Consider the following 11,968-nt stretch of genomic DNA (forward strand, 5'->3'; position numbering starts at 1 on the left):
CTTTAGATACTAAGGCAACAGCATTAATGGTATCTGTAACCTGGAAACATAAAAATAGTGACCAACGAAAGTTTAAAGAACAATTCATTTTTCAACTTACAAGATAACATAGAGGGGTTTCCCTCTTTTTTTTTGAATTATGTCTGTTAATTCTCAAGTGAATAATAGGGGGCAATTACGCATTAAGCGTTTTTACTTCTTTCACTAACCTGCTTCGTGTGTTCAACAAGAAAAAGCTGCCTTAATGACAGCTCTGATCTTCAACTCTAGCACCCGTTACTTTAAGTGTAATTCTTCACAAATTTTTATGTTAAGGTAAAAAAAAGACTATTCGTATTTGAATAATCTAACCTGTCCTCCCCTATTTTTTTAACACCTTAACTAACTTAACCATTAGGAATCCAAGAATAACAAGTCCTGCTAATATTGATATAGGTGTTATTGTATTTAATATCATATACTTCCCTCCTATAGTAACCTAATTACAATTATACAATAAATACCAATTATTGTGGAAAATTATTGAACAAACCTGCTTTGATAGTTTAAGTACAATCCTTCACGAATATAAAGATTTATTTTTCTGAAATTTATTTTCGATAAAAAGGAATAAAATGTGTAAAATTGTAATTATAAATGTCATCTGTAAAGACTTAATAAAACTAACACCTACAAAAAAGTAACAACTAAGTAACATAGCAATAAAAAAAATCCCCACGCTTACAATGAGTTTAAACATTTTATCCCCCCTACTTTCATTTTATTATATTCCATAAATTGGATTTCCTTCAATTAAAATTTAAATATTCTTATTACATTAACCTGCTCCGTTAGCACAATCAGAAAAAGGCTGCCGCAACAACAGCCTTGCTTTCTTGAACTTAAGCACCCGTTACTTTAAGTACAGTACTTCACAATCTGTTTCGTTAATCAAACCAAAAAATGCGATGACTTATGTAAGTCATCGCACCCGTTAGCTCCATAAGGATCTCTTTAAAATAAAGAGCTATAATCCTAAATGAGTAAAGTTTGGTTTTGTTGATATATATCTTCAAGATATTCAGAGTGCATTTTTTGTTTAAAATGAGAAATTATTAATACTTAGTTCCTGATTTGCATTTACTAAATGATTTCCTTACTCCTGTTAATAATATCAAGTTTACAGTAATAACAACTAAATAGAATAGAAAACTTAAAATCAGATTCCAACCTTTGTATGTGAATAAGTGGAAGAAGTGTACAGAAATCCATTCAAAAAGTGTCAGAAGTAAAGCCCAAAATACTATATAATGTGACTTTTTGGGATTTAATAATAAATAGAAGTGTAACGCAATATAAATTGTTCCTGAGTATACAACGGTGTGCAAAGGTATATCAAACAATTCTCCACTATCTAAATCCACAGTGTCATATAGGTCTATGGGTTTCATTGCAAGGATATAATCTCCTAATGAAGCAAAGTAGATATTAAATAAGAAAATTAATAATAATTCAGATGTTGCTATCAAACGAGACTTTTTATGAAGGTAATACACGATAGTACCTATGAAGAAAAATAAAAAGATAATCCACCATTCATTTTTGTCAAAGTGTTTTGGGGCAATAGGTTTATAAATCTTATATAATATTTCTACAATATTATCCATTCCATTTTCCTTCTTTTACTAATTGTCCTTTTAAGAATTTCATAAAAAAAATAGTTAATACAATGGTTGTTGTGTTATATCCAAATGAAATGAGTATTGGATACCAGTGTGAATGCTTTATTTTTATTACATCAAAAAAAACATCTAATTCTAAGACCAAAATATAAGCTGTACACCAAGTTAAGAAGAAAGCGATTGTATAATTGAGAGCAACCTTTCTTCTAATTAAACTTACTATCCATAGTAGTGATATTGGAAACAAAAAAACAAATTGGATATACGCTATCATATATTCTTTTGGCTTTCTTACAATATTTAAAGTGTCGTAAGCAGATTAATACAGATTAAAAGACCAAGAATTTACAGAAGCAATAAAAAGAAAAATGATAATAAGTTCATACCAATGGAATAGTTTTAATAGCCTAAAAGAACGATAAATGAGAAAAAATGTAATAAGTAAGTTAATTCCCAATAATGTCCACAAGAACATATAAATCTCTCCGATTTCAAAGGTAATTAGTAAGTACCAAAGAATACTCAAGCTATATTTTATTTTCAAAACTTTTAATTAGGAAACTTTAGAAATTATGCACTTCAAAAGACATTACAATTTTATTCATAAATAGTTAAATCTCTTTTTAATGTTCCCTCTTTAACTATACTTACGCCACTAAATGAGTCTTTATCAACATAAAAAAGAACTCCCTTGACGATCACCTTGTAATAATAAACTCCTTCCGATTAGTCTTATTCAACTCTAGCCCCCCTTAGCCCCTAAATTCTAAGGGTTCGCCACATTTCCATCATCCTCCTAAAATTAAGAGGTCCTTAGGGTATATTCAGCTCAATTACAATAATCCCATAATCCCTTCTTAAACTAACCTGCTTCGTTAGCTCAATAACAAAAAGGATCGCCGAAGCAATCCTCGTTCTTCAACTATTGCACCGTTTGTTTAAGTATAATTCTTCACAATCTTGTTCTCCAAAAAAAGAGTTACCCAAGAAGCACTTATTAAAAAATCACGAAACAATCACTTTATTATTTCACCCATTGTTACATTAACGTCATTACACCTAAAAATAGACTATTTCTCTGACTCTAATACGGCAATAAACATGTTGGTTATAAAAAAGAATGAATTAAAAATAGCATTGCAAAAGCAACAGAAGCACATAATAAGCAAGGACAAAAAATAAGGCAATTCTTGCATTGGAGCCAAAACCTTTAAATGTATGTTCGAACTGCCTGCTGTGCAGAGTGGTTAATGAAAGCTGTAATAGTCCCTTAAGTTCCCAAAGCATTATCAAAGCAGCGATAATAATCGCCACGATTACCCATATACGTTCCTTTTTAGGAATCCAGCCTTGTTTTTGGACCTTGATTTCCCGTGTATTCATTGATCTGTCCTCCTATAAATAACAGTAGTGTATACACTACATTTCTGCATTTTAAAATTAAAAAACAACTTTTAGATATTAACTTTGTCATTGTCACCGAAACCCCAACTTCAACTTAAGTACCCGATAGTTTAAATAAAATACTTCACATCCTTTAAATAAATTCTGTAAGAACCTTACATGGGGTTTCATCACTACGTTGTTCAAATGAACTTATTAAATATGACATATAATTGCCTCCATTTTTTCCGAAAACAAACCACTTAAAGTTAAAATAACCTTCAATTTTATTTAAATACAATGTAGCACGATAAATGAATGCATTTTCTATATTAATGAATTCTTAATTATAAATTAATAGAAAAAATAGGTTAATATGAATAAGACAAAAAAGCTATTCGCTTTTAGGTCACTAGCTTTTTCACATTGAATACTAAATTAGAGTTTTTTAACCTTGATTGAGCTCACAATTAATACAGTAAGGATTAAGGTAATCCATGCATTGCTATTTGAAAAGAATCAGGGTCGCCAACTCGCATACCTTTTATTCGAAGAATATCAACCTGATTTGCTAAATCAAATTAGGATTTACTAATAAAATAGTCTTTAATTATGTTTGCCAACTGAGGTAGAACATCAATAAGCATCGTAAAGTTATCCAAAATACCAACTCCTTTTTGGACTCTTTCGTGGCTATTTTAACAGTTGTTCTTATTAAACTAAATTGCTTACGTTAGCTGAACAAGAAAAGCGACTGCTCTTATTGAACAATCGCACCAGTTACTTTAAGTGCAACTCTTCACAACCTTTTTTTTAGAAACGAAAAAGCTGCAACAGCAGCCCTTTTTTTAACATAAGCGCCCGCGGTTTAATAAAAAAAATCCCTAAACCAAAAAAGGATGATTAATCGGTACCGGGGCTACTGATAAAAATGAGCAGGAATCAACTCTTTTTTGTAATAAATTACCTGTTTAAGAACTAAAAATAAAAGGTATGCTTAATTTTTTAAATAGGAGGAAGATAAATGTCTTTACAGAAGTTTGTAGATGCGTTACCTTTACCACCAATCTTAAAACCAAAAGATAAATCAGATGGCATTCCATTCTTTGAAGTAACCATGAGAGAAGTAAAGCAGAAATTACATCGTGATTTGCCGCCAACTACCGTTTGGGGTTATAACGGTATGTATCCTGGTCCTACATTCGAAGTAAGAAGAAATGAGCCTATTTTAGTCAAGTGGAAAAATGAATTGCCCTTTGAACACCTGCTGCCCGTGGATCGAACACTTCATGGTGCAGAACCAGATAAACCTTCTGTAAGGACGGTTGTACATTTACATGAAGGTCGGGTTAGACCGGAAAATGATGGATATCCTGAGGCATGGTTTACGCGAGATTTTGAAAATGTTGGGCCGAAATTCGCCCATGAAGTCTATTTTTATCCAAACTGTCAACGCCCTGCAACACTATGGTATCATGATCACGCCCTTGGAATCACTCGTTTGAACGTTTATGCTGGGCTTGCAGGATTTTATATCCTCAGAGATGATGAAGAGGAAGAATTGGACCTTCCAAGTGGAAAATTTGAAATTCCGCTGGTCATCCAAGATCGTTCGTTCTATCCTAATGGTGAATTGTTCTATCCAACCCAGCCAGGCCATGAGCCTCCGCCAGCACCACAGCCGCCTCCACCAATAGATCCAACATTACCAAATCCATCAGTCGTTCCTGAGTTTTTTGGCAACACCATCTTAGTCAATGGAAAAGTATGGCCCTTCCTTGAGGTTGAGCCAAGGAAATACCGGTTCCGCATCCTTAATGGCTCCAATGCTCGCTTTTACCGTATTAGTCTTAGTTCTCCTGGTCCAAAATTTACCTTAATTGGCACGGAAGGAGGACTATTGGAAAGAAAGATAGAAAATGTATCCCAAATTACCCTTGCACCCGCGGAACGGGTCGATGTGGTTATCGATTTTTCAACCCATAACGGTCAAAGTATTATTTTAACAAATGACGCACCAGCACCATTCCCTGGTGGCGATCCACCATCACCGGACCTTACGCAGATTATGGAATTTCGTGTCAAACAAAAACTCTCTAAACCTGACAAAAGTAAAATTCCAGAAAAGCTAAGTTGCCTAGAGAGACTTAATCCTGCCGATGCTATAACGGTACGAAAAAATGTCTTAGTGGAAACTACAGATGAGTTCGGGCGTTTAAAACTTCTATTAAATAATCTGGATTGGGATCAATTGCCTATAACAGAAACACCATATAATGGGACTATAGAGATTTGGGAACTTTTCAATACTACACCGGATACTCATCCCATTCACTTGCACCTTGTTACTTTTCAAATATTGAGTCGTGCTACGTTCTCCGGTGATCCAAATGATAATCCTGTCATTGGGCCGCCACTGCCACTCGATCCAAGTGAAATGGGTTGGAAAGATACCGTTCGTGCCAATCCTGGGGAGGTTACCCGCATTATTGCACGGTTTGGGCCATTTACAGGAATCTATCCATGGCATTGTCATATCCTTGAACATGAAGACCACGATATGATGCGACCGTACGAAGTACTCCAAAATCATAATTTTGACCCATGCATTCCGATTCCAGGCGTGTGTCCGGATGACTCGTTTGCTCAATGTTGTAATGAAGACCATGATGAGTCAAGTTCCCATGACCATCACCATCCTCATCATCGCCACCCTTAAAAATAAAGGTAATAGTAATGAAAAAAAGACTAGCTTTTGATATTATCCCCTTTAAGTAGATAGTGTAAAAAGCCCATGAAGTTAACTTGGGTGTTACACTACTATTTGGAGGGGATTTTTCTATGGCTATAAAGGGACAACCTTCAGGATTTAACCCAACCTAATATACCTCTACTAAAATCTCACCTGGACCGGGTTTTGGTGTTTCCACTTCTTCAATCTTCATTGCTTTCCATTGACCTTTTCCACGCAATAGCAATGCTTTCATTTCTCTCATCCTTTTAATGTAATCTTAATAAGTTTTGGAACAAAGTTTATAATATATACTGTGTCTGAAGGAAACAAGAAATATGATTTAGTTGACCTTAAGGTAATTTCGTGTTAATTTGTATATGCAAATGAAAAAAAGGATTGATTACATGAATGAAGAAGAACAGGTATTAATACATTGTCTTTACTTTACAGCTAGTCGGTTTGCTCGAAACATAACAAAATTAACCGAAAAGACATTTGATTTTGGTGACCTTGCTCCTTCATATCTTTACATGATAATGATTGTGAAGTTCCATCCGGAAATCACACAGAAGGAACTATGTCATAAGTTATCTATTGCACCTTCCACAAGTACGAGGTTTATTGATAAACTTGAAAAATTTAACCTGGTCACCAGAAAAATGGATGGAAAACAAACACTGATTTCTTTAACTGAAGAAGGAGAAAAGGTGTACCTGCAGTTTCGGGTTTCTTTAAAAGAATTGTTTAACAGCTATTCCGAAATCTTAGGAAGCGAGTTCAGTAAAGATTTAAGTAAAACTCTTCATGAAGCGAGCAATAAGTTAGAAAGAGAACTGTAATTTTTTTTACCCATTCATTTGTATATACAAATATTTAGGAGGCTTAATTATGACTGAAAAAATATTGCTAATTGTCGGTGCTGGACCAGGAATTAGCTTAAATACAGCAAGGAAATTCGGAAAAGAAGGCTTTAATGTTGCCTTGATTTCCCGCAATATGGAGTCATTACAGAAATATGAAAATGAACTTAAAAATGATGGGATTGCAGCAAAAGGATTTCCAGGGGATGTCTCTTCAGTAGAATCTTTGAAAACAGCCATTGATGCGGTAATTAAAACTTATGGAAAAATTGATGTACTCTTATACAATGCTGCTGCAGGAAGACCAGGCAAACCAACAACATTAAGCGTGGATCAATTAGTGGAAGATTTTAAAATCAGTGTAGCTGGAGCTCTTACCAGTGTAAAAGAAGTGATTCCCCATATGGAAAATGGAACCATTTTATTAACGGGCGGAGGATTAGCTCTTCACCCCTATGCTGACTATGCTTCATTAGCGATTGGAAAAGCAGGTATTCGCAATTTAGCATACAGCTTGCACCAAGAATTGAGCCCTAAAGGAATTTATGTTGGAACATTAACGATTAAAGGCTTTGTACAAGAAGGAACCTATTTCTCATCTGAAAATATTGCGAACACATTTTATAGCATGTACGAAAATCAAACTGAAACAGAAATTATGTATGAAGAAAAGTAAAATTTTTTTGCAACATAATTTGTATGTACAAATGTAAAAATTCTCTTAATGAACACAATATGTGTAATCCAAACTAGAAAAGAAAAATGACAAAAGGAGACTAACTAATGAAAACTCTTGTAATTATCACACACCCTAATTTGGAACAATCTCGAATTAACCGCACTTGGATGCAGGAATTGAAAAAACACGAAGAAATAACGATTCATACTCTTTATCAAGCGTATCCAGACGGGAAAATAAACGTAGCACACGAACAAAGCCTATTAGAATCACATGACCGTATTATTCTTCAATTTCCTTTTTACTGGTACAGCACGCCTTCTTTGTTAAAACAATGGCAGGATGAAGTGCTCTCCTACGGCTGGGCATATGGCGAAGGCGGTGACAAGCTACACGGTAAAGAACTAGGTCTTGCGATTTCAACCTTTGGACCAGAAGATTCCTACCAGCCTACTGGCTATAATCATTTTACCATGGAGACTTTAACAACTCCTTTACAACAAACAAGCAACCTCATAGGTACCCGTTTTATGCCGTTATTTATGCTGAATGGTGTTATGCATGTCACAAATGAACAACTTGAAGAAAATGCAAAAGCATATGTAAATCACGTTCTTCAGCCATCCTTAATTGAAGCTTAATTAACATATTTAAATAAAGGTATTTCTTTCACTGAAATACCTTTTAATGATTTTTGTTTAAGTGTACAAACAATTGAAAGGTGATCTAAATGAAAACATTAGTTATTGTAGCCCATCCAAACTTGGAACAATCGAAGGTAAATAGAACGTGGATGAACCGTCTTCAACAAGAGGAAAATGTTACGGTCCATAATTTATGTGTAAATTACTCAACATTTGAGATTGATGTGGAAAAAGAACAGCAACTTCTATTGGAGCATGATCGTATCGTATTTCAATTCCCATTCTACTGGTACAGTTCACCCGCTTTGTTAAAACAATGGCAGGATTTGGTTCTCACTTACGGTTGGGCTTATGGGTCAGAAGGAACGAAATTACGCGGCAAAGAGTTTATGTTAGTAATTTCAACAGGCGGACCAGAAGAAGCTTATCAAGCTGGCGGATACAATCACTTCAGCATAAGCGAGTTAACCAAACCATTTCAGGCAACAGCCAACTTGACCGGCATGCGGTTCTTGCCCACTTTTACGAAACAGGGAGTGCGCTTCTTAACGAACGAACAAGTCCTCGAAAGTGCTGAAGAGCTGGTATGTCATCTGAAAAATAACTATTAGAAAAGAGGTCTTGTAATGAATTATAAATTGTTAGGAAGAAGCGGCTTACGAGTATCTGAATTAGCTTTAGGTACAATGACGTTTGGGGAAGACTGGGGATTTGGCGCTTCTAAGGAAGAAAGCAAAAAAATCTTCAATGCTTTCGTTGAAGCTGGTGGGAATTTTATTGATACGGCTGTCAATTATACCAATGGAACAAGTGAAAAATATGTTGGGGAATTTATTCGTGAAAAGCGTGAACAGTTTGTCGTTGCGACTAAATATACACTGAACACTCGTCCAAACGATCCAAATGGCGGCGGTAACCATCGAAAAAATCTCGTTCAATCCGTTGAAAAGAGCTTAAAACAGCTTCAGACCGATTATATTGATTTACTTTGGCTTCATGCTTGGGATTTTATGACACCGGTCGAAGAAGTGATGCGTGCACTTGACGATTTAGTTCGTTCCGGAAAAATTCTTTATGTAGGAGTCTCGGATACACCTGCTTGGATTGTTTCACAAGCTAATATGCTGTCTACACTTCGTGGTTGGACTCCGTTTATCGGCTTGCAAGTGGAGTACAATTTGTTGCAGCGAACTCCAGAAAGAGATTTATTACCAATGGCACGCGCTTTAGATATTGGGGTTACTGCATGGGCACCAATGGCTGGCGGTGCACTAACGGGAAAATACAGTAATCCTTCATCTGAAAAAGGGAGATTATCTCCTCAAAGTGCACGCTTAAATGAACGCAACCGGGCTATTGCTGCAGTTGTGGAAGAAATCGCAAAAGAACTAGCAGTTCTCCCTGCCCAAGTTGCAATAAACTGGGTCCGTCAACAAGCTGGTACCGTCATTCCGCTAATTGGTTCAAAACGAGAAGAACAAATGAAAGACAATCTTGGAAGTTTGGCTTTCTGTCTTTCAGAAACACATCTTACCCAATTATATGAAGCTAGCAAAATTGACCTGGGATTCCCACATGATTTTCTTGCATCTGAATCTGTTTTAAATGCCATCCATGGAAAAACGTTTGAAAAGATTGAAAAAAAATAATATTGAATTGCTTGGAGAAGCGGAGAAATCGATGAAGGGGAAAATTTGTTTAATTACTGGTGGCAACTCAGGGATTGGTAAAGCTACAGCCATAGAATTAGCTAAAAAAGGAGCAACAATTGTTCTATTATGCAGAAATGAGGAACGAGGCAAAAAAGCGATTCAAGATATTATTGAAGAAACAGGTAATACCCAAGTAGATCTCCTTCTTGCTGATTTATCATCTCAGCGTTCAGTCAAAAAAGCAGCGGATCAATTTAAGAAAAAGTATAACAAGTTAGATGTTTTAATTAATAATGCAGCAGTCTTTTTAGCAAAACGTTCTGAAACTGAAGATGGAATTGAAACCACGTTTGCCACAAACTATTTATCTCATTTTATCCTTTCCCAACTCTTACTGGAGTCGCTTGAAGCAAGTGGTGAAGGAAGAATTATTAATGTAGCCTCCAAGCACAACGGAATTAAAATGAACTTCGATGACCTTATGAACAAACAAAATTATGCTTTTTTCAGAGCAGTAGGTCCTACTAAATTAGGTTTAATTTTATTTACTAAGGAATTTTCAAAGAGGCTTGATGGAAAGTGTGTTACCGTTAACAGCCTGCATCCAGGAATTATCCGCACTAATCTTATGCATGACATGCCTTGGATCCTACGGACGATATTCAAAACATTCTCAACTAATCCGAAAAAAGGTGCGGTTACACCAGTTTATCTTGCTTCCTCCCCTGATGTTCTTGGCGTTAGCGGTAAATTCTTTGTTAACTGCAAAGAAACAGAAACTACTGAAGCTGCAAATGACCAGGATTCTGCCCGGAAATTATGGGATATCAGTATTAGCTTAATCAAGCCTGGAATCCTCTTTTAGGGGCACCAAGTTTTTTGGGGATATGCATTTGCTTCCCGACCCATAGCAATGACAGGATGATTATCAACATTTTGACTGCTGAGATCCGACCATAAAGTCAAGTCACCACCTATCGTATAAATTATTATCGTAGCAGGAACTTTGACTTGTTTAAATAAGAATATTGTTACTGATAAAAAGGATTTTATCGTTTCCCTTAAAAAACACCTTGACCTCAACTTAGGTTTAGGTCGTATATTTTTAATTGTATCTAATCAATAAAATATTGGAGGAAATAAAATATGACAAAATTCGCTATTGTAACAGGTGCAAATAAAGGTATTGGGTATGAGATTGTCCGTCAATTAGCAGAAAAAAATTATCACGTATTTTTAGGAGCTCGCAATGAAAAACTCGGACAAAAAGCTGTACAATCTTTAGGCTTTTCGAATGTTTCATTTGTTCAAGTTGATATTTCAGACACACAATCAATTCAAAACTCAAAAAATAAAATCCTTGAAGTTACAGATCACATAGATTTGTTAATAAACAACGCAGGGATTGCACTCGATTTCAATATTTTTCCTAGTGAATTAAAATTAGAAACCCTGCGTCAAGAATTTGATGTTAACTTCTTTGGCACATTTCAAATGATCCAAACCTTTTTACCACTAGTAAAAAAATCCCAGGGTGGGAAAATTGTAAACGTCACTACCGATATGGCTTCACAAACAATGTTTGACAATGGTGATGCTGGACATCTTAATATATTAGGCTATAATTCATCAAAAACCGCTGTAAATTCTTTAACATTAGCCTTTGGTAAAGAATTTGGTACAAACGGTCCTGAAATTATAGGAGTTACACCTGGTTTTACCACTACCGACCTTAATGGCAATGCTCCAGGAGGCAAAACACCTGCGGAAGGTGCACAAATCATTGTTAAATACGCCTTAAGCAAAACAAATTATAATGGTAAAATCCTTAATAAAAATGGGATTATTCCTTGGTAAACACCATAAGGGAAATCATATGAATTATACGATCGGACAAGTTGCAAAAATCAATCATTTATCCATTTCTCAATTACGCTACTATGATAATCAAGGACTGTTCCCCTTTCTCAAAAGAACTGAAAAAGGGGACCGAGTTTTTAACGAAGATGCACTTAAGTTTCTGGAAATCATTTTATGTTTAAAAAATACCGGAATGCCAATCAAGGACATTAAACAGTTTGTAGATTGGTCAATGGATGGGGATGATACCATCCCTCAACGACTAGAAATGATGAAACAACAAGAAATCAATGTTCTACAACAAATTCGTGATACCGAAGAAAATTTAATAAAAATTCAACAGAAAATTACAAGACTTGAACAAGAGATGAAAGAAAATCATTAATAAATTGTATAAAGTAGAAAAGACCAACGTACATTAAAGTGTACCCGTTGTAAAGGACATTTTTAAAAAAGACCTAGGCAGTTTCAAGAAGATGATCTCTGTATTGAACA

General features: G+C 35.2%; 11 protein-coding genes. 9 read left to right on the forward strand and 2 right to left on the reverse strand.

The window, feature by feature from the left end; all coding sequences use genetic code 11:
• Nucleotides 1-1,094: 1,094 nt before the first annotated feature.
• Complete coding sequence (locus AB7942_RS29315) at nucleotides 1,095-1,646, reverse strand: hypothetical protein (RefSeq protein ID WP_369449597.1); 552 nt, start codon at nucleotides 1,644-1,646, stop codon at nucleotides 1,095-1,097.
• A gap of 1,140 nt (nucleotides 1,647-2,786) precedes the next feature.
• The gene (locus AB7942_RS29320; RefSeq protein ID WP_369449598.1) at nucleotides 2,787-3,044 is read right to left on the reverse strand and encodes a hypothetical protein; all 258 of its coding nucleotides are present in this window, start codon (nucleotides 3,042-3,044) and stop codon (nucleotides 2,787-2,789) included.
• Between the two features lie 1,024 nt (nucleotides 3,045-4,068).
• Between AB7942_RS29320 and AB7942_RS29325 the strand changes: the two genes are divergently transcribed.
• The 9 genes from AB7942_RS29325 to AB7942_RS29365 all read left to right on the forward strand — a co-directional run bounded on the left by AB7942_RS29325 (nucleotide 4,069) and on the right by AB7942_RS29365 (nucleotide 11,858).
• The gene (locus AB7942_RS29325; RefSeq protein WP_369449599.1) at nucleotides 4,069-5,763 is read left to right on the forward strand and encodes a multicopper oxidase family protein; all 1,695 of its coding nucleotides are present in this window, start codon (nucleotides 4,069-4,071) and stop codon (nucleotides 5,761-5,763) included.
• 419 nt (nucleotides 5,764-6,182) lie between these two features.
• The gene (locus AB7942_RS29330; RefSeq protein ID WP_335700304.1) at nucleotides 6,183-6,617 is read left to right on the forward strand and encodes a MarR family winged helix-turn-helix transcriptional regulator; all 435 of its coding nucleotides are present in this window, start codon (nucleotides 6,183-6,185) and stop codon (nucleotides 6,615-6,617) included.
• A gap of 49 nt (nucleotides 6,618-6,666) precedes the next feature.
• The gene (locus AB7942_RS29335) at nucleotides 6,667-7,314 is read left to right on the forward strand and encodes an SDR family oxidoreductase (RefSeq protein WP_369449600.1); all 648 of its coding nucleotides are present in this window, start codon (nucleotides 6,667-6,669) and stop codon (nucleotides 7,312-7,314) included.
• 107 nt (nucleotides 7,315-7,421) lie between these two features.
• Nucleotides 7,422-7,958 (forward strand): NAD(P)H-dependent oxidoreductase, encoded by a 537-nt coding sequence (locus AB7942_RS29340; RefSeq protein ID WP_369449601.1) that lies wholly within the window; start codon nucleotides 7,422-7,424, stop codon nucleotides 7,956-7,958.
• Between the two features lie 89 nt (nucleotides 7,959-8,047).
• Entirely contained in the window at nucleotides 8,048-8,572 is a 525-nt protein-coding gene (locus tag AB7942_RS29345; RefSeq protein WP_369449602.1) for an NAD(P)H-dependent oxidoreductase, read from the forward strand.
• 15 nt (nucleotides 8,573-8,587) lie between these two features.
• Nucleotides 8,588-9,610, forward strand: coding sequence for an aldo/keto reductase (locus AB7942_RS29350; RefSeq protein WP_369449603.1), 1,023 nt, complete (start codon nucleotides 8,588-8,590; stop codon nucleotides 9,608-9,610).
• Entirely contained in the window at nucleotides 9,588-10,478 is an 891-nt protein-coding gene (locus AB7942_RS29355) for an SDR family oxidoreductase (RefSeq protein WP_369449604.1), read from the forward strand. The genes AB7942_RS29350 and AB7942_RS29355 overlap by 23 nt, the downstream gene beginning before the upstream one ends.
• A gap of 281 nt (nucleotides 10,479-10,759) precedes the next feature.
• On the forward strand, nucleotides 10,760-11,470 hold the full coding sequence (locus tag AB7942_RS29360; RefSeq protein WP_369449605.1) for an SDR family NAD(P)-dependent oxidoreductase: 711 nt from the start codon (nucleotides 10,760-10,762) through the stop codon (nucleotides 11,468-11,470).
• 19 nt (nucleotides 11,471-11,489) lie between these two features.
• Nucleotides 11,490-11,858 (forward strand): MerR family transcriptional regulator, encoded by a 369-nt coding sequence (locus tag AB7942_RS29365; protein ID WP_369449606.1) that lies wholly within the window; start codon nucleotides 11,490-11,492, stop codon nucleotides 11,856-11,858.
• Nucleotides 11,859-11,968 lie beyond the last annotated feature (110 nt).

This window comes from Neobacillus sp. BF23-41 (assembly GCF_041106275.1).